This window comes from Halogeometricum rufum, assembly GCF_900112175.1.
Lineage (GTDB): Archaea > Halobacteriota > Halobacteria > Halobacteriales > Haloferacaceae > Halogeometricum > Halogeometricum rufum.
This window is the reverse complement of the sequence record NZ_FOYT01000004.1, coordinates 160,887-176,443: the sequence shown is the minus strand read 5'-3', so window position 1 is coordinate 176,443 and position 15,557 is coordinate 160,887. Positions and strand designations below refer to the sequence as shown.

Genomic DNA, 15,557 nt, shown 5'->3' with positions numbered 1-15,557 from the left:
TTACTACCCGACTTATCCGATTTGCGTCCGTACTGTGGCGACGTGAGCGACCAGAATCCAGTCACCGCCGAGTATCCGGACAGTCCGTTCCACACCACCGGCACCGACCACGTGACCATCTGGGGGAGCAACGAGGAGGACACTGTCGCCTTCTACCGCGACCTGTTGGGGATGCGCCTCGTTCTCCGACAGCCGAACCTCGACGACCCCTCCCAGACGCACCTGTTCTTCGACACCGGCGACGGCCGCATCCTGACGTTCTTCGTCAGCGACGACCGGCAGTCGAACAGGACGGGCCAACGCGGCGGCGTCGGCGCCGTCCACCACCTCTGTTTCAGCGTCGACCCCGAGGAGTTCGAGGAGGTAGTGCAGGCCATCGAAGACGACGGGCGGAACTACAACATCTTCGACCGGGGCATCTTCTTCTCGCTGTACACCCACGACAACAACGGCCTCGTCATCGAACTCTCGACGGACAAGTACGACATCCCCGACGACAGACGCGCGGACGTGCTGGCGAAGACGCAGGAGATTCGCGAGGCGGACGGCGCGGACTACGCCAAGGACGAACACCTCGCCGAAGCGCTGACGGAACTCGGTCTCGACGCGACGGCGTACGACCTGCCGGACGCCGAGAGCGGCGTCGGCGGCGTGGAGTAACCCGGCCGACTTTCCCCCGTTCGCGGTAGAACGGCACGCGACCCTCACAGCGCCACGGCGACGAGGTGAAGCGCGCCGAGAACCGCCGCGCCCAGTATCCAGACCCACGAGAACCAGCTATCGAACGACAACTCGGGCCGGTTCCGCAGGGCGAAACTCGGGCCGGTTCCGCAGGGCGAGGTGCAGTCCCGCGTGCGCGACGGCGAACGCGTCGAACGCGACCTGAAACGACGGCGAACGCGTCGAACGCGACCTGAAACGACGGCGAACGCAGGTACCACAGGACGAGGACGAACAGCGGAACGTCGCGGCCAGTAGGTCGCGTTTCTCGGTGTTCGAGTCCGTGGCCGCGAGGCGGTCGTCCACGTCCGCGAGAGCGGCGTACTCCGTCGAGCGGGCTAGGGATGGCGGCCGCAAAAACACCGCGGCGGGTCGACGGCCGGGTCCCGTCGCTGCTCACCGGGAGGCCTTCGAGTCGTCGGACGAGCGCTCGCGCGCGTCGCGGAGCCACAGCGCGAACCAGTCGGCCAGCGGGCCTCGCCTCCCGTCGACGGAGACGTTCACGGTCCCGTCGAAGCGCCACGTGGCCCGCTGGGCGTCCTCGCCGAACGACAGGGGGACGTCGACCTCCAGGTCGTCGACCGTCACCCGCAGTTCCTCGCTACTCTCCACCTCTTCGTCGAGTAGCTTGTCTACGATACGCATCCACGACTCTTCGGATTCGCGGCGTCGGGTCGGCTGGTCCATGTGTGGTGGTACTCGCTCCGTCGATTTGGGCATATCCCGGAACCGGCTACCGTCCGCGCAGCCGCCGGTTCAGTCTCCCGAGCCTCCGTCCCGCCGCCGAAAGCTCCTGTCCGACCGCGCCGAACACGCCGCCGACCCGGAGTTCCACCGGGGCGACCCCCGCCCGCTTGGAGAGGCCGCCGGGGCGGGCCTCTGCCCCGACGAGAGCGACGGTCCGGTCGCGGACGCGCAGTTCGACCGTCAGGTCCGTCGTCGTCAGCAGTTCGTGGAGCCGTCGGCGGGCCGTCGGCGGCGACCGAGCGAACGCACGCACCGCGGCCGAGAGCGACGGAAACTCCACGAACAGTCGCTCCCCCGTCGAACTGACGTCGACGGGGCGGCCGTCGACGCTGAGCGTCAGGTCGGTCTGGACCGTCAGCGGCGCCCGAGCCTCCGTCTCGCTGTCACTCACGCTCTCGGGTCGTGATGCGGAGGGTCCCGTCGAGTCGCCAGTGGGCGTGCTCGGCGTCTTCGCCCGTCCCGCTCGGGACGTCCACCTCCATCTCTTCGAACTCGTACACTATCTCCGCTCCGCGGCCGGTCAGACGGTCGTACAGACCGATCGCCAGGTCCGGCCACGTCGTCGTCTCGTCGATTCGGTCTTCGGGGGTGGCTGAATCAGCCATACCGGAGCTAGGTGTGAAATCAGTTATATGTTCGGCCGATAGGGTGATTGAGATACGGCCCTCTAAGCTTCTCGTTCCCGACGAGTGTCGGTGCTCGAATAGTAAGAATTCTTACCGTTCGACGGCCGTCGCCTCTATCTGCACGGCGGCGTCGCCCGGCAGGTCCGCGACGCCGACGACGGTCATCGCCGGTCGGCGCTCCTCGAAGTAGCGCTCGTACGCCGCCTCGATGTCGTCGACGCGGTCCGCGTCGGTGGTGTAGACGGTCGTTCGAAGCACGTCGTCCATCTCCACGCCCGCCCGAACGACGGCGGTTTCGACGCGTTCGAGGGCGTCGACGGTCTGCTCCCCGACTGTCAATCCGTCCGCGTGCGCCCGCCGCGGGAACTTCCCGTCGAAGAAGACGAGTTGGATATTCCGCTTCCTGACGCCGTACCCCGCCGTCGCCTTGAGGTGGTCGCTCTCGTATCGCGTCACGTCGCCGTTCATCTGCGCGCCTCCCGAGATTGCGGAGAAACGACGGTTCCGTGACGGTGCGGCGTCTCCGAACGGGGTGTCCTCTGACTCACAGTCGTCGTTTCGGGCCCTCGTATATCGACCTGTCGTTAGCAGATGCCAACTCTCGTGAAGCGACTCCAAACGTCTTACCGCGGCTTCACCGCAGTTCTGCCGAGCCGATTAGTATACGCTAAAGTGAATGGACTTCGACCGTCGCGTAGATGCGAGAGTTCGAGTTCACCGTCACCTTCGAACCGGGGGCCGACGACCTGATGGACGTCTTCTCCGAGTATCCGTCGCTGTCGGCCCGTTCCTCGACGTGTTTCACCACGGACGACCGGATGTGGCGCATCGACCACGTGAAGGGCGAACGCGAGGCCCTCGACGCGTTCGACGACGTGTTCCTGGACGAACGGCGCTGCAACGAGTGCTTCGACGTCGTGAACTGCGATACGACGCGCACGTACCACGTCCTCGACCGGAAGGCGAACTCGCGGACGGTGTACACCGACCGGCGGGAGGTACACCGCTGTCACTCCATCCCGCACCACGTCACCGACCACCTCGGCGACGGCGTCGTCTTCGAGTCTCGCCGGACGCGGGGGGAGTACCGGTGGCGCATCCTCTACCCCGGGGAACGGGCCATCGGCGACCTGTACGACGACATCGAGTCGAACCTCCGCGACGGCCTCGAACTCGAAGTCTCCCACCTCTCGCGGGCCGGCAACTGGGACGTGGACTCGCGCGTCGCCGCGCAGTTGTCACCGGCCCACTGGGAGGTGCTCGAAGCGGCCGTCGAACACGGGTACTACGACCGTCCCCGCGACGTGACCGTCGCCGAGTTGGCGTCGGTGCTGGACGTGCCGCGTTCGACCGTCCAGTACCGTCTGCGGACGGCGGAGGACCTAATCGTCGAACAGTTCGTCGAGTCGGCGCTCTGAGCGCGGACGGCCAACGACGCCCCGTCGGCCGTACGAAGCGGTCTCCGCCGTCGAGAATCTTTTTTCCGCCCGTCGCATCCACATGGACTATGCGCGCAGCAGTCTACTACGGTCCCGAAGACGTCCGCGTCGAGTCCGTGCCCGACCCCGAACTCGCCTCGCCGACGGACGCCATCGTCCGCGTGACGCACACCGCCGTCTGCGGCTCCGACCCCTGGTTCTACCGCGGCGAGAGCGACCGCGAGGAGGGCTCTCGCGTCGGTCACGAACCGATGGGCATCGTCGAGGAAGTCGGCGACGACGTTCGGTCCGTCGACCCCGGCGACCGGGTGTTCGCGCCGTTCACCATCAGTTGCGGCTACTGCGAGTTCTGTCGGAAGGGGCTCCACACCTCCTGCGTCAACGGCGACTCGTGGGGCGGCGAGAACGGCGGCGGGCAGGGCGAGTACGTCCGCTGTCCCCACGCCGACGGAACGCTCGTCCGCGTCCCCGACCGACACGCGGACGACGAGGACACGCTGGAGGCGTTGATGCCGCTGACCGACGTGATGGGAACGGGCCACCACGCCGCCGTCAGCGCCGGCGTCGAAGCCGGTTCGACCTGCGCCGTCGTCGGCGACGGTGCCGTCGGCCTCTGCGGCGTCCTCGCGGCGCGGCGACTCGGTGCGGAGCGCATCGTCGCCATCGGCCACCACGAGGACCGACTCGACATCGCGGAACGGTTCGGCGCGACGGACCTCGTGACGGCGCGCGGTGACGAGGCGATAGAACGCGTGAACGAGATGACGCACGGCGGCGTGAACCACGTGCTGGAGTGCGTCGGCGCCGCCTCGGCGATGGAGACGGCGACGGGCGTCTGCCGTCCCGGCGGCACCGTCGGTTACGTCGGCGTCCCGCACGGGATGGAGGGCGGCCTCGACGTGTTCGACTTCTTCGGCGACAACATCTCGCTCCGCGGCGGCGTCGCTCCGGTGCGCGCCTACGCGGAGGAACTGATGGCCGACGTGCTACAGGGGACGCTCGACCCCTCGCCCGTGTTCACGAAGACGGTGGACCTCGAGGGCGTGCCCGAGGGCTACCGCGCGATGCACGAACGAGAGGCGGTGAAAGTCCTCGTCAAGCCGTAACCGGCGACTGCGCTCCCTACGCGGGTACCTCGTACGCCACGTCGCCGTCCGAGGTGACCGTCACGCGCCCGCCCTCGTAGTCGAAGGCGATTTCGAACGCCACCTCGCGGTCGCCGTTCAACAACTCCTCGATGGCGTCCGGGTCGGTCACCTGCGACAGCGGTTCCAGTTCCCACGGTTCGCATCCCTTCGCGTCCGCGACGAGGGACGCGATTTCGATGGTCGTCCGTTCGCGTACGCGTGTCGTTCCCGTGGTCCCGCCCGCTCCGTTCGAAGTTGTCGTTTCTGTCATGAGTGGTCTCCTCCGGTCGCGCCCCCGGCCCTCGCCCCGGCCGACTCCGGGGAGGCGATGACTTCACATCGACGTGACTCCTCGGAGAACATAATACTTCTCTTGAAATTATCGAAAAAGATACTGTCTGCTCTGGCCCGTCTGACGGGCGACGCCGGCAATCGGTGACCGGTTCGTCGACGTGCCCCGTCCTCGGGCGGCGAGTGGGCCGTGCGGTATGAGATAATATCCGACCGAATTCCACTATAGCAATTAAATACGTCCGCAATCATCGTAAATATCTGTCAGAACGTAGCCGATAGATTAAACTTCGCGTGTGGGGAACGGTCGCACATGGCCATCGAACGCCCGCAAGGTGTGCACCGCGAGTGGTGCCCCGACTGCGGCGACGAGATGCTGTTCAGCGGCACTCAGTCCGCCGGCTACGCACAGTACTTCTGTCAAAACTGCCGATACCGACACGACGTCTACGTCGGTGAACCGGCCGTCGAAGCATCGGCTCCCGACGAGCAGGTAACTGCGACGGCCGACCGGTCGTAATCGGTATCGACTCTCCTCCCCGGACGGTCCGACGGCCGACCAGTCGTCCGACCGGTCGGCGGCGTCAGTCGAATCAGAACGGAGTCGACACGAGCGACAGCGCTCCGGTTCCCGCCGCCCGCCCGAGTCACTTGACGACGACGACGCCCTTCATCCCCATCGACCGGTGCGGGGTGCAGACGTACTTGTACGTCCCCTCGCTCTCGAACGCGTGAGAGAACGTCGTCCCCTCCGAACCCGTCAGTTGGCTCTGGAACGAGCCGTCTTCGGCCACGACGTTGTGCGCCCCGCCCCGACCAGTCCACTCCCACGTCACCGTCGTCCCGGGCGAGACGCGGAGGACGGCGGGAGCGAACGCTAGGTAGCCGCCGTTACCCTCCGCGCCGACGCGGACGCGCACCGCGGACTCGCCGGTCAGGTCCGTCAGCGTGTCCGCGCCGGCCACGCCGTTCAGCCAGCCGTCGAACGTCCGGTCGTTCGGTTCGGTCCGACCGGCGGCCGTCGTCGTCGGCGAGTCGGTGGCCGGTTCGGCCGTCTGTGCGCCGCCGTCGCCCGTACAACCGGCGAGCAGTGGTCCACCGACGACGGTGGCCGCGATGCCGCCGAGAAATCGACGTCTGCGGGTGGGTGCGTCGTTCACAGTCGTTCCCGCCCTACGACCTATCAGTATATTTGCGTTGCTTTTCCACTCGCGGTGCTGCCGAGACGCGCCGGGCGGCGTCTCAGTCGAGCGACTGCCAGCCGTCGGGTTGGTCGTCCAACCCGGTGACGCACACCTCCGGACCCGTCGGGCCGTCCCGGAGTTCGACGTGCCCCTGGAACACCATCGAGATGCCTTTCGTGATGTTGTTTCCGGAGCCGAACTCGCCCACGTCGGCGTCCGGGTCGATGCCGCAGACGAACACGCCGTCCGCGCGGCGGTTCCGCGAGACGATGTTGTTCAGGAACCGGTAGACGTCACGCATGTCGGACGCAGAGGCGCAGAGCGGCGACACGGCGTACAGCCCGGACCGGAGGCGGTCCGTGCGGTACCCCACGTCGTCCGCGAGGGCGGAGAACTCCATCGAGATGGTGGAGAGGTCGGTGGCGCCGCCGACGGACCGGACGAGTTCCTTCGACCCGCGACTCGACTCACAGCCGACGACGCCGGTGGTCTCGTCGTCGTACGCGCCGCCGTGGCGGCGTTGCTCGCGGAGGAACTCGTCGCCGCTGTCCGTGGCGATGCTCACCAGTCCCTCGTCGTCGCCTCGCGGAGCGATGAGTCGGTGGACGAGCGATTGCAGTCCGGCGCTCTCGGGCCCGGAGACGAGGAGGTTCGTCCCCGGTGCGACGGGGTTCAACGGCACGTCGTCGCCGAAAGCGATCGGTTCCGCCGACATCAGTTGTCACCGTCCAGAATCTCGCGGCGAAGTTCGAGTTGTTCCGCCACCTCGTCGGCGAACAGGGCGAACTCGCGCCGTTCCTGTTCGCTCATCGTGTTCGGCTCGTAGTCGATGAGGCACAGCGACCCGATGGTGTGGCCGTCGGGCGTATCGATGTTCGCGCCCGCGTACGCGCGGATGCCGACGCTGTCGAGCATCTCGTTCTCCACGAACCGGTGGTCCGCGAGGATGTCCTCGATGACCGTGACCTGTTCTTCGAGAATCGCGTGCGTGCAGATGGTGTCCTGCCGGTCCGCGGACTCGCCGAGTTCGATACCGTGGCAGGCGAGGAAGTTCTCCTCGTTCTGGTCGATGGTACCGACGAACGCGGCTTCCCACCCGAAGTGGGAGGCGACGAGTTCGGAGATGCGCTCGAACGACGCCCGGAGTTCGAACTCCTCGATTTCGTACTGTTCGAGGGCGGCCAATCGTTCCTCTTCGTCGTCGGGGAGGATGTAGCTGACCTGCGCACGCTGGGTTATCATGTCGCTGACGAGGTCACCCAGTCGCTCCTGGGCGTCCGGTGCGCTCTTGCGGAAGTACTCGACGATCATCCCCTCGACCTGCGAGGTGTCGAACGACGACGGACGCTCGTCGGTGTAGAGCACGCACGGCACGTCCGGCGTCGAGTCGCGGACCGCGCGGACCACGTCCATCCCGGTGCCGTCCGACAGGTCGTACTCCGTCACGACGCAGTCCACGCCGTCTCCGAGTTCGTCTTTCACGTCTGCGACGGACGCCGACTCGACGGTGTCCAGTCCCGCGTCTGATAACGCGGTCGCCGTCTCTGTTCGCGCTTCGGTATCCGAATCGGCGCACACGACGGTTGCACCGTTCATTCGAGATGAGACCCCAATTTCATGCGTTTCGAACAGAGGACTCGCTACGTAATAGTCCACGCCTCCGATTACCGAAATCGATAACACGAGTCGACGAAGCCCCGGTCGCCGTCGCAACGCCCGGTTGCCTCCTGCACACCGCTGGCGACACGAACTTGCCGCTCGACGGGCGGTTCGGCCCGGGACCGCTCTCCCGTGCGCATAGGAGTCGGTCAGCCGGTTTGCGGCCCGCCGCGGAACGCTGGGAGATAGTGACAACGAGATGTTAGGAAGCGCACACTTATCACTCACCGATTCGTTCTAGATATACGAAATGAACCATCGGTGCCATTCGTCGCACGGGTCCGCGCCGGTCGGCGATTCCGAAGCGCGCGAGACGACCGACGGCGGTCGTAGCGCGGAGGGTGGGCTGGAGGCGTTCACGGGGGTGTTCGTCACGCAGTTTCCGCTCCGGTCCGACGGCAGTCTGGTCAGTCGCATCTCGGTCGGAACCGACGACGGGACGCTTCGACGGGTGGTGTTGCCCGACGCGCACTCGGACGAGTTGTACGACCTGCGGACGGGGGCGAAGTACGCTGTCGTCGGCCGAGTCGTTCGGTCGCCGGCCGACCTGTCGCGGGTCGAGACGCCCTGTCCGGGGTGCGGGTCCGAACTCAGAGAGCGCGGGCTGGTGGACGAGTACGAGGCGGTGGCTCGGACGGCCGAACTACTCGAACTCGGCGACTCGTTCCTCGTGTGCGAGGAGATACGTCCGCCTGACGAATCGAACCTTCTCGACGACCGGATGGGCGACGGACCGACCGCGCCGCGCCGACCGCCGGACGAGTTCGTCTGCACGTCGTGCGGCGAGTCGTTCGCGGCGTCCGAACGCCGCGCGGTTCGGTCACGTCCCGACGCCGAACGCGAGGCGGCCGGGGACGGCCGCTGAGCCGGGGACGCAGCGTCCTCTCCCCGGCCCCTTCGCGCCTCGATTCGACCCGGACGACCCCAAACCCCCGGTCGACCCGAACCGCTCTCCGCTCCGAGGGTCGACCGAAGCAAGCGCTCACGGGTTCACGTGGCGTCCGAATCTCGTTCGCGAGAGCGGGCAGCCGACACCGCCGCGTCACGCGTCGGTCTTCTCGTACTCCGGACTGTCGAGGTCGAGATTCTCGTACTCCGTCGGGTCGGCCTCGGGCGGGAGCGAGAGCGCCCGAATCCGCTCGACGCCCTTCACGAACCGCGCGCCGTCGACGCCCGGCGCGACGAACCGCGTCGCGTACGACTCGTCCTCCGCGAGCGCTTCGCCGTCGCGTTCGACGGCGACCAGTCCGCCGATGGCGTCGCCGACGGGGACGCAGGCCGCGTAGCCCGAGTCACTCTCGAAGACGAGATGCGTGGTCTCCGCCGGGGGCGACGCGCCGTCGAGGAGGTCACCCACGCCGACGCCGCGCCACGTCGCGTCGTATCGGTCGCCCGAGGCGCACGACACGCGCACCCGACCGGTCGTCAGCGTCGCTTCGGTCACGTCGTCGGCGCGCACCGTGTGCTGACGCTCGCCGACGACGGTGATTCCCCAGTCGGCCGTCGGTGCCTGAGCCATGTTCGGCACGTTGGCGCTCCAGTCCTATCACGGCGACGGTCGACGACGACCGCCCGAAGACGTTCGGGGGAACGTTCAGCCCGTCTCGGCGGAACGCTCCGAGTACGAACTGCCATGACCGAGATAACCCGCCTTTCGGACCTCGACGCGACGCCGCACGCGAACGTCTTCCCCGGGTCGGAACCGAAGACGGTCCGCCTCTCGCTCGCCGCGGGCGAACGCGTCGATTCGCACCGACACCCCGGCCGGAGCGTCGTCCTCGCCGTCCTCGACGGCGCGCTCGAACTGGACCTCGACGACGAGACGCACGCGCTCGAATCCGGCGACGTGGCGCGGTTCGACGGCGACCGAGCGATTTCCCCCCGGGCGACCGAGCCCAGTACCGCGCTCGTCGTCCTCGCGCCGACCGCGGCCGACTGACTGCTCCGACTCCGTCGGCGGGGACAGAGCCCGGAGACTTGGGCCCGTGTGCTCTTGAAAGCTGGGGCCGAGTGCAATCCGCCGAACATCATCGGGGGAATCGTGGTAGGGCGGCGCTTCCGTTCACCCACATGGTCGAGAAACCGGACCGTCACCGAGTCGGTGACACGCCTCGGGGTGCCGACGACACCGGCGGACGAGAGTGGGAAGTGTTCGTCCGCGGGGACGACGACGACCCACTCCGTCACGTGGGGAGCGTGTCCGCGCCGTCGGCGGACGTCGCTCACGAACAGGCGACGAAACTGTTCGCGTGGTACGCCGACGACCTCTGGCTCTGTCCCGCCGACGCCGTCCGCCGCTACTCGACGCACGACCTCGACGACGACGCCGAGGCGGTGACGCTCGGCACCGGAGACGAGGAACGAACCCACGAGCTATGATATCGGTCAGCAAACTCCTGTGCGAACTCGACGCCGAGGGCGACGGCCTCCGGTACGACGCGGCGTCGGAGTCCTCGAAGCCGCAGATAACCGACGAGAAACAGCGCCGTCCGGTCGTCGTGTGGAACGTGACGAAGCGGTGCAACCTCTACTGCTCGCACTGTTACGCCGGGGCCGACACGGAGAACGCCCCCGGCGAACTCAGCACCGCGGAGGGCAAACGACTGCTAGATGACCTCGCCGACTACGGCGTGCCGGTCGTCCTCTTCTCCGGCGGGGAACCGCTGGTCCGCGACGACCTGCTGGAACTCGTCTCCCACGCCGACGGCCTGGGGATTCGGCCCGTCCTCTCGACGAACGGAACGCTCATCACGCCCGAGAAGGCGCGGCGGTTGCGCGAGGCGGGTCTCCGGTACGCCGGCGTCTCCGTCGACGGCCTCCCCGAGCGAAACGACGCGTTCCGCGGCGCCGAAGGGGCGTTCGACGCCGCGGTGCGCGGAATCAGGGCCTGCCTCGACGCGGGCCTCAAGACCGGGCTCCGCTACACCATCACCGAGTCGAACGCGGAGGACCTGCCCGGCGTGGTCGAGTTACTGCACGACGAGGGCGTCGACCGCTTCTGCTTCTACCACCTCGACTACGGCGGCCGCGGCGCGGGTATCGCCGACGCGGACCTCTCACCCGCCGCGAAACGCGAGGCGGTGACGCGAGTGTGCGACCTCACGCGCGAGTACCACGAACGCGGCGCGGAAATCGAGACGTTGCTCGTCGGGAACTACGCCGACGCCGCCTACCTCGTCGAGTACGCGCGTCGCAACCTCGGGGAGGCGACGGCCGAACGGGTGTACGACTACCTCCGGCGCAACGGCGGCGACCCGACGGGCGAACGCGTGGCCGACGTGGACTATCAGGGCAACGTCCACCTCACGCAGTTCTGGCAGGGGTACAGCCTCGGCAACGTCCGCGACCGGTCGTTCGGTGCCATCTGGGACGACGAGACGAACCCGCTGCTCCGGGCGTTGCGAGAGCGACCCGACCGGCTGACCGGTCGGTGCGCCGAGTGTCGCTATCGAGACGTCTGCCGCGGGGCGTCGCGCCTCCGCGCTCTCGCCGCCCACGACGACGTCTTCGCGCCCGACCCGCAGTGTTACCTCCGCGAGGAGGAACGGACGAGTGCGCCGGCCGGCGTCGGCGCAGACTGACCCGTCTGTCGCGCGGTCAGTCTCTTACGCGTCCGTCTCCGACGGCCGGCAGAAGTCGCCGACGCTCGCGGGCGCCTCGCAGAGAACGCAGCCGTGTTCCAGTATCTCGGCTCGAATCTCGCCGCCGACGGCGACGACGCTGTCGCACTCCGGACAGTCGAAGACGAACTGTTGCGCCACGTTCCCTCACCGATATCGAGAGGTTTTGCGTCGTCGTCCAAGGCTCTCGACCCCGCATGGTGTGGGAACTCAAGTGCCCGCCGCGACCGGACCGCTCGCGTCCGGGGCGCGGCCTCAGGCTTCGAGGATGCTGTCCAGCAGTTTCGACTGCGCGGCCGAGAGGTGTTCGGCGAACGTCGAGCGGTTGATGTCGAGGGCGCCCGCGACTTCGGTCGCGTTGGCGTCTTTCGGGTGGGAGAAGTAGCCCATCCGGTGGGCCGTCGTGAGCACTTCGCGCTGTCGGGCGGTGAGCGACTCTCGGTCGAGGAGGACCAGGTCGTCGCCCGCGTCGGGGTCACGCGAACGGGTGAGACGACGCAGCGACACGTCCGGGAACTGCTCTCTGAGGTCGAGTACTATCCCCCGGAGGTGGTCGACGTCCCGAGCGACGAACAGGAGGACGACGGCGCCGTCGGTGGTCCGGAAGGACTGGACCGGACAGCCCCTGCACTCGACGAACTCGCACGGACAGGCCGGCGTCGTGCCCGCTTCGCACTCGAACCGGTAGACGGCGGTGTCACCGTACCGGAACACCTCGTCTGCGTCCTCGAACTCGGCGTCGGCGTCCGCGCGGAAGTCCACCGTGACGGTGTCGTCCGCGGGTATCGTCGAGCGCGATATCTCCGATATATCCGTCTCCCTGTCCGCCATGTTCCCGATTCGACAGGCGGAGCAGCTGACGATTTCCACCTCCGCGTGTACCCCTCGGGCCGTCATACTACGGGCTAGTATTCCGAACTGGCTTTGCATTTTCCCGTACATGTTCGCCTGACCGTCCGACGTTCGCGAACGTGTCCACCCTCGTACCGTTCTGCGGACTGCACGGCTTCGGCCGACCACCGATAAACCCCCCCCATCCTATGGTTAGCCGGTTACACCCGTCGGACAGCGTGTTCTACGTAGAGTAGTGAACTCTCACAACAGCCTGTTTCCGGACCGACGGAGTTCGCCGCGTCGGACGAACGGCGGTGAGTCGGGCGGTGTCCGTGGCGAGGTGAGACGCCGTGCGGCGTGAGACGGCCGTCGTCGTCCTCCTCGTCGTGGCCGTCCTCCTGCCGATGTGGTTCGTCGCGCTTCACGGCGAACCGCCGAGCGAGGAGGTGGAGATAGACCAGAGCGTGACCGAGATGCGGCCGCTTCAGGAACTCGTCGACACGCCGAACAAACTCGCGCCCAGTCAGGTCGGAGTCATCGTCTGGGTCGCCCTGTTCGGTTTGCTCGCCGTCCTCGCCGCAGTCCATCGGTTCATGGACTCCGCGGTGCGACCGGACGACCCGAGCGACGCCGCCGTCGCGGACGGCGGACGGGTCGGCTTGCCCTGGTTCCGGACCGACGACCGGTGGGTCGTCCAGTACCACGACGCCTCGGACGCCGCGGAGGGTATCTTGGCGATGGGCGGTCTGACCATCCTCGCCATCGTCTTCGCCGCACTGTTCACCGGCGAGTACCTCACGCTCGCGCGGACCCAGTACTTCGGCGTCTACGCGACGGGCATGTTCGTCTCGCTGGCGCTGTTGACCGTCGCGTACTACGCGTGGTTCCTCCCGCACGTCGAAGTCGCCGAACGGAGGGGGCACCGATGACCGGCGGTCACGACGGGGCCGACGCGGGGGCGTGCGATGACTGTTGTTCGGACTGCCCGGACGGCGGCGACCCACACCACCCGAGCATCTTCACGGACGACCGGGCGGTGGCGCGCCGCGACTACGCGAAGGTGCTCGCCACCGTCGGCGGCCTGACGGCCGTGGCGAGTCTCGCCGCCCCGCTGTCCGGCCTGACGCGGGTGTTCGAGCGGTCGTACACGGGTCCCGTCTACTCCGACGGCATCTACCTCGTGGACGGCGAGGGCGAACGCGTCACCGAGTCCGCACTCGCCGAGGGCGAGCGAACGACGGTGTTCCCCGAACCCCGCCCCGGCATCGAGCGAGCGCCGACGTTGCTCGTCAGACACCCAGAGGACGCCTACGGCGGCGACACGAAACTGGAGTTCACCGTCGCCGGCTACGCCGCGTACTCGAAAGTCTGCACGCACGCGGGCTGTATGGTGTCGAACGAGGAGGGCGAGACGCTCGTCTGCCCGTGTCACTTCGGGAAGTTCGACCCCACCGCGGGGGCGAAAGTCGTCGGCGGCCCGCCGCCGCGTGCCCTCCCGCAGTTACCCATCACGCTCTCGAACGACGGCTACCTCGTCGCCACGGGCGACTTCGAGGGCCCCGTCGGGGCGGGTGGTGAGTGATGTCCCGCACGGACCGACTCGCCGAACGGGCGGGCGACGCCGGGAGGCGGACGTACGACTGGCTGGACAGCCGATTCGATCTCGACACCGGACGGACGTTCCTCGGGAAGGCGTTCCCCGCCGAGGACTCGTTCCTGCTCGGCGAGGTGGCGCTGTTCTGCTTCCTCGTCCTCGTCCTGACGGGGATGTTCCTCGGGATGTTCTTCGAGCCCTCGACCAGCGACGTGGAGTACGAGGGCAGCGTCGCGGCGTTCCAGGGCGAGGAGGTGCCCGAGGCGTTCGCCAGCGTCCTGCACATCACCTACGACATCCCGTTCGGGATGTTCATCCGGCGGATGCACCACTGGGCGGCCCACCTGTTCGTCGCCTCCATCGGCTTGCACATGCTCCGCGTGTTCTTCACCGGGGCGTACCGCAACCCGCGCGAACCGAACTGGGTCGTCGGCACCGGCCTCGCCGGGTTGGCGATGGGCGCGGCGTACACGGGGTACGCGCTCCCGTTCGACGAGTTCGCCGCGACGGCGACGGGCATCGGCTACAACCTCGCCACCTCCGTCCCGTTCGTCGGCGGCGTCGTGGGGAAAGTGGTGTTCGGCGGGGAGTTCCCCTCCAGCGCGACCATCCCGCGACTGTACTTCCTCCACGTGCTCGTCATCCCGGCGGCCATCGCCGTCCTGCTGGCGATACACATGGCGATTCTCGTCAGACAGAAGCACACCGAGGCCCCCCGAGACGACGACGTTCGCGGGCCGTCGCCGCCGCACGACGCGCGAGAGGCCGCGGCCGCGAGCGACGGCGGTACCGACGCCACCGTCGCGCGCGAGGACGACAGCGTCGTCGTCGGCCTCCCGGCGTTCCCGAATCAGGCGGCCGTCAGCGCGGTCGTGTTCTTCCTGACGCTGGCGACGCTGGCGACGCTGGGCGGGTTCTTCCCGGTCCACAACATCGCGGAGTACGGGCCGAACGACCCCGCGGGGACGCCGGAACTCATCATGCCGGACTGGTTCCTGATGTGGGTGTACGGCTTCCTGAAGCTCCTCCCGTCGTGGATGAGCTTCACGATACCCGTCGTCGGCGTCCACGTCTCGACGGAGTTCGTCGGCGGCGTGTTGCTCCCGACGCTGGTGTTCGGCGCCGTCGCCGTCTGGCCGTTCGTGGACTACCACGAGCGACAGGTCCACTTCACCGCGAACCCGCTGGACCGACCGTGGCAGACGGCCGTCGGCGTCGCGGCGATTCAGTTCATCATGATCGCCTCCATCGCGGGGATGAACAACCTGCTGGCGCGGGCGCTGAACGTCGGCACCGGCGTCGTGAACCCGATTCTCTCCGTCGCGCTGTTGGTCGTCCCGGCCGCGTCGGGACTGCTGACGTACCGCCTCCTGCGAGACGACGACGCGAGCGGGGAATCGAGCGACGCGACTGCGGACGACGCCGCCGACTCCTCGGAGGTGGGGGGTCGATGACGGACGTCGCAGACGAGGCGTCGCCCGGCGGCCTCGAACTGTCGGCGCGGACGTATCGGCACCTCGACCGCGCGAGCAAACTCCTCGGCGTCGGACTCGTCGCCCTCGGTCTGCAGACGGGGGGCGACACCGTCGCGGGAGTCGCACTCGGCGCGGTCGGCGCGGTACTGGCACTGACGACGGTCTTCGTACGGAGAGCCGAATGAACCGAGACGACCCCTCACACACCGAGCAGACGACCGACGCATCGAGCGACGAACGA

General features: G+C 67.8%; 23 protein-coding genes. 12 read left to right on the top strand and 11 right to left on the bottom strand.

Annotated features, from left to right (window positions below; all coding sequences use genetic code 11):
- Nucleotides 1-42 precede the first annotated feature (42 nt).
- Nucleotides 43-660: a VOC family protein gene (locus BM310_RS17620; RefSeq protein ID WP_089810228.1), complete on the top strand. Its 618-nt coding sequence runs from the start codon at nt 43-45 to the stop codon at nt 658-660.
- A gap of 456 nt (nt 661-1,116) precedes the next feature.
- On the opposite strand, the gene BM310_RS17610 is transcribed toward BM310_RS17620, so the two are convergent.
- The 4 genes from BM310_RS17610 to BM310_RS17595 all read right to left on the bottom strand — a co-directional run bounded on the left by BM310_RS17610 (nt 1,117) and on the right by BM310_RS17595 (nt 2,561).
- The gene (locus BM310_RS17610) at nt 1,117-1,407 is read right to left on the bottom strand and encodes a hypothetical protein (protein WP_089810224.1); all 291 of its coding nucleotides are present in this window, start codon (nt 1,405-1,407) and stop codon (nt 1,117-1,119) included.
- Nucleotides 1,408-1,453: 46 nt separating this feature from the next.
- Nucleotides 1,454-1,858 (bottom strand): hypothetical protein, encoded by a 405-nt coding sequence (locus BM310_RS17605; protein WP_089810222.1) that lies wholly within the window; start codon nt 1,856-1,858, stop codon nt 1,454-1,456.
- Complete coding sequence (locus BM310_RS17600; protein ID WP_089810220.1) at nt 1,851-2,072, bottom strand: hypothetical protein; 222 nt, start codon at nt 2,070-2,072, stop codon at nt 1,851-1,853. Before BM310_RS17600 ends, BM310_RS17605 begins: the two co-directional genes overlap by 8 nt.
- A 111-nt stretch (nt 2,073-2,183) precedes the next feature.
- Nucleotides 2,184-2,561, bottom strand: coding sequence for a RidA family protein (locus tag BM310_RS17595; RefSeq protein WP_089810218.1), 378 nt, complete (start codon nt 2,559-2,561; stop codon nt 2,184-2,186).
- 230 nt (nt 2,562-2,791) lie between these two features.
- Between BM310_RS17595 and BM310_RS17590 the strand changes: the two genes are divergently transcribed.
- Both BM310_RS17590 and BM310_RS17585 read left to right on the top strand, forming a co-directional pair.
- Nucleotides 2,792-3,511 carry a helix-turn-helix domain-containing protein gene (locus BM310_RS17590; protein ID WP_089810216.1) on the top strand — a complete coding sequence of 240 codons (720 nt, stop codon included), beginning with the start codon at nt 2,792-2,794 and terminating at the stop codon, nt 3,509-3,511.
- Between the two features lie 89 nt (nt 3,512-3,600).
- Nucleotides 3,601-4,638 (top strand): zinc-dependent alcohol dehydrogenase family protein, encoded by a 1,038-nt coding sequence (locus tag BM310_RS17585; RefSeq protein ID WP_089810214.1) that lies wholly within the window; start codon nt 3,601-3,603, stop codon nt 4,636-4,638.
- Nucleotides 4,639-4,654: 16 nt separating this feature from the next.
- Here BM310_RS17585 and BM310_RS17580 read toward each other — a convergent pair whose 3' ends face one another.
- Nucleotides 4,655-4,930: a HalOD1 output domain-containing protein gene (locus BM310_RS17580; protein WP_089810212.1), complete on the bottom strand. Its 276-nt coding sequence runs from the start codon at nt 4,928-4,930 to the stop codon at nt 4,655-4,657.
- 333 nt (nt 4,931-5,263) lie between these two features.
- On the opposite strand from BM310_RS17580, the gene BM310_RS17575 reads away from it, so the two are divergent.
- Nucleotides 5,264-5,470 carry an HVO_2142 family zinc finger protein gene (locus BM310_RS17575; protein WP_089810210.1) on the top strand — a complete coding sequence of 69 codons (207 nt, stop codon included), beginning with the start codon at nt 5,264-5,266 and terminating at the stop codon, nt 5,468-5,470.
- Between the two features lie 127 nt (nt 5,471-5,597).
- Here BM310_RS17575 and BM310_RS17570 read toward each other — a convergent pair whose 3' ends face one another.
- The 3 genes from BM310_RS17570 to BM310_RS17560 form a co-directional block, all read right to left on the bottom strand.
- Nucleotides 5,598-6,110: a halocyanin domain-containing protein gene (locus BM310_RS17570; RefSeq protein ID WP_089810208.1), complete on the bottom strand. Its 513-nt coding sequence runs from the start codon at nt 6,108-6,110 to the stop codon at nt 5,598-5,600.
- 82 nt (nt 6,111-6,192) lie between these two features.
- A complete protein-coding gene (locus tag BM310_RS17565) occupies nt 6,193-6,849 on the bottom strand; it encodes a DUF7504 family protein (protein ID WP_089810207.1) in 657 nt (218 codons plus the stop codon).
- Nucleotides 6,849-7,730, bottom strand: a complete 882-nt coding sequence (locus tag BM310_RS17560; protein ID WP_089810205.1) for a GAF domain-containing protein — start codon at nt 7,728-7,730, stop codon at nt 6,849-6,851. Before BM310_RS17560 ends, BM310_RS17565 begins: the two co-directional genes overlap by 1 nt.
- Before the next feature lie 313 nt (nt 7,731-8,043).
- Here BM310_RS17560 and BM310_RS17555 point away from each other — a divergent pair, with 313 nt between their 5' ends.
- Nucleotides 8,044-8,658, top strand: a complete 615-nt coding sequence (locus BM310_RS17555; RefSeq protein ID WP_089810203.1) for a hypothetical protein — start codon at nt 8,044-8,046, stop codon at nt 8,656-8,658.
- A 177-nt stretch (nt 8,659-8,835) separates the two neighbouring features.
- Here the strand turns inward: BM310_RS17555 and BM310_RS17550 are convergent, their stop codons facing one another.
- On the bottom strand, nt 8,836-9,312 hold the full coding sequence (locus tag BM310_RS17550) for a molybdopterin-dependent oxidoreductase (protein ID WP_089810201.1): 477 nt from the start codon (nt 9,310-9,312) through the stop codon (nt 8,836-8,838).
- 114 nt (nt 9,313-9,426) lie between these two features.
- Between BM310_RS17550 and BM310_RS17545 the strand changes: the two genes are divergently transcribed.
- From BM310_RS17545 to BM310_RS17535, 3 genes are all read left to right on the top strand, one after another.
- Nucleotides 9,427-9,732 carry a cupin domain-containing protein gene (locus BM310_RS17545; RefSeq protein WP_089810199.1) on the top strand — a complete coding sequence of 102 codons (306 nt, stop codon included), beginning with the start codon at nt 9,427-9,429 and terminating at the stop codon, nt 9,730-9,732.
- Between the two features lie 131 nt (nt 9,733-9,863).
- Nucleotides 9,864-10,172 (top strand): Htur_1727 family rSAM-partnered candidate RiPP, encoded by a 309-nt coding sequence (locus BM310_RS17540; protein WP_089810197.1) that lies wholly within the window; start codon nt 9,864-9,866, stop codon nt 10,170-10,172.
- Complete coding sequence (locus BM310_RS17535; RefSeq protein ID WP_089810194.1) at nt 10,169-11,374, top strand: TIGR04347 family pseudo-SAM/SPASM protein; 1,206 nt, start codon at nt 10,169-10,171, stop codon at nt 11,372-11,374. Before BM310_RS17540 ends, BM310_RS17535 begins: the two co-directional genes overlap by 4 nt.
- A gap of 24 nt (nt 11,375-11,398) precedes the next feature.
- Here the strand turns inward: BM310_RS17535 and BM310_RS21545 are convergent, their stop codons facing one another.
- The gene (locus tag BM310_RS21545; RefSeq protein ID WP_177232690.1) at nt 11,399-11,554 is read right to left on the bottom strand and encodes a DUF7560 family zinc ribbon protein; all 156 of its coding nucleotides are present in this window, start codon (nt 11,552-11,554) and stop codon (nt 11,399-11,401) included.
- Between the two features lie 114 nt (nt 11,555-11,668).
- The gene (locus BM310_RS17530) at nt 11,669-12,310 is read right to left on the bottom strand and encodes a helix-turn-helix domain-containing protein (RefSeq protein ID WP_089810192.1); all 642 of its coding nucleotides are present in this window, start codon (nt 12,308-12,310) and stop codon (nt 11,669-11,671) included.
- Between the two features lie 287 nt (nt 12,311-12,597).
- Here BM310_RS17530 and BM310_RS17525 point away from each other — a divergent pair, with 287 nt between their 5' ends.
- Genes BM310_RS17525 through BM310_RS17510 form a run of 4 tightly spaced genes read left to right on the top strand, consistent with a single transcriptional unit; the run spans nt 12,598 to nt 15,501 of the window.
- Entirely contained in the window at nt 12,598-13,176 is a 579-nt protein-coding gene (locus BM310_RS17525) for a hypothetical protein (protein WP_089810190.1), read from the top strand.
- Nucleotides 13,173-13,829 (top strand): QcrA and Rieske domain-containing protein, encoded by a 657-nt coding sequence (locus BM310_RS17520; protein ID WP_089810188.1) that lies wholly within the window; start codon nt 13,173-13,175, stop codon nt 13,827-13,829. Before BM310_RS17525 ends, BM310_RS17520 begins: the two co-directional genes overlap by 4 nt.
- Nucleotides 13,829-15,295 (top strand): cytochrome b, encoded by a 1,467-nt coding sequence (locus BM310_RS17515; RefSeq protein WP_089810186.1) that lies wholly within the window; start codon nt 13,829-13,831, stop codon nt 15,293-15,295. The genes BM310_RS17520 and BM310_RS17515 overlap by 1 nt, the downstream gene beginning before the upstream one ends.
- Nucleotides 15,292-15,501 (top strand): hypothetical protein, encoded by a 210-nt coding sequence (locus BM310_RS17510; RefSeq protein ID WP_089810184.1) that lies wholly within the window; start codon nt 15,292-15,294, stop codon nt 15,499-15,501. Before BM310_RS17515 ends, BM310_RS17510 begins: the two co-directional genes overlap by 4 nt.
- The last annotated feature ends 56 nt before the right edge of the window (nt 15,502-15,557 follow it).

Bases quoted from the DNA above. Each gene is read 5' to 3' on its own strand.
- BM310_RS17610 (WP_089810224.1), bottom strand. From the start codon at position 1,407: ATGGACCAGCCGACCCGACGCCGCGAATCCGAAGAGTCGTGGATGCGT.
- BM310_RS17600 (WP_089810220.1), bottom strand. From the start codon at position 2,072: ATGGCTGATTCAGCCACCCCCGAAGACCGAATCGACGAGACGACGACG.
- BM310_RS17595 (WP_089810218.1), bottom strand. From the start codon at position 2,561: ATGAACGGCGACGTGACGCGATACGAGAGCGACCACCTCAAGGCGACG.
- BM310_RS17590 (WP_089810216.1), top strand. From the start codon at position 2,792: ATGCGAGAGTTCGAGTTCACCGTCACCTTCGAACCGGGGGCCGACGAC.
- BM310_RS17585 (WP_089810214.1), top strand. From the start codon at position 3,601: ATGCGCGCAGCAGTCTACTACGGTCCCGAAGACGTCCGCGTCGAGTCC.
- BM310_RS17580 (WP_089810212.1), bottom strand. From the start codon at position 4,930: ATGACAGAAACGACAACTTCGAACGGAGCGGGCGGGACCACGGGAACG.
- BM310_RS17575 (WP_089810210.1), top strand. From the start codon at position 5,264: ATGGCCATCGAACGCCCGCAAGGTGTGCACCGCGAGTGGTGCCCCGAC.
- BM310_RS17565 (WP_089810207.1), bottom strand. From the start codon at position 6,849: ATGTCGGCGGAACCGATCGCTTTCGGCGACGACGTGCCGTTGAACCCC.
- BM310_RS17560 (WP_089810205.1), bottom strand. From the start codon at position 7,730: ATGAACGGTGCAACCGTCGTGTGCGCCGATTCGGATACCGAAGCGCGA.
- BM310_RS17555 (WP_089810203.1), top strand. From the start codon at position 8,044: ATGAACCATCGGTGCCATTCGTCGCACGGGTCCGCGCCGGTCGGCGAT.
- BM310_RS17550 (WP_089810201.1), bottom strand. From the start codon at position 9,312: ATGGCTCAGGCACCGACGGCCGACTGGGGAATCACCGTCGTCGGCGAG.
- BM310_RS17545 (WP_089810199.1), top strand. From the start codon at position 9,427: ATGACCGAGATAACCCGCCTTTCGGACCTCGACGCGACGCCGCACGCG.
- BM310_RS17540 (WP_089810197.1), top strand. From the start codon at position 9,864: ATGGTCGAGAAACCGGACCGTCACCGAGTCGGTGACACGCCTCGGGGT.
- BM310_RS17535 (WP_089810194.1), top strand. From the start codon at position 10,169: ATGATATCGGTCAGCAAACTCCTGTGCGAACTCGACGCCGAGGGCGAC.
- BM310_RS17530 (WP_089810192.1), bottom strand. From the start codon at position 12,310: ATGACGGCCCGAGGGGTACACGCGGAGGTGGAAATCGTCAGCTGCTCC.
- BM310_RS17520 (WP_089810188.1), top strand. From the start codon at position 13,173: ATGACCGGCGGTCACGACGGGGCCGACGCGGGGGCGTGCGATGACTGT.
- BM310_RS17515 (WP_089810186.1), top strand. From the start codon at position 13,829: ATGTCCCGCACGGACCGACTCGCCGAACGGGCGGGCGACGCCGGGAGG.
- BM310_RS17510 (WP_089810184.1), top strand. From the start codon at position 15,292: ATGACGGACGTCGCAGACGAGGCGTCGCCCGGCGGCCTCGAACTGTCG.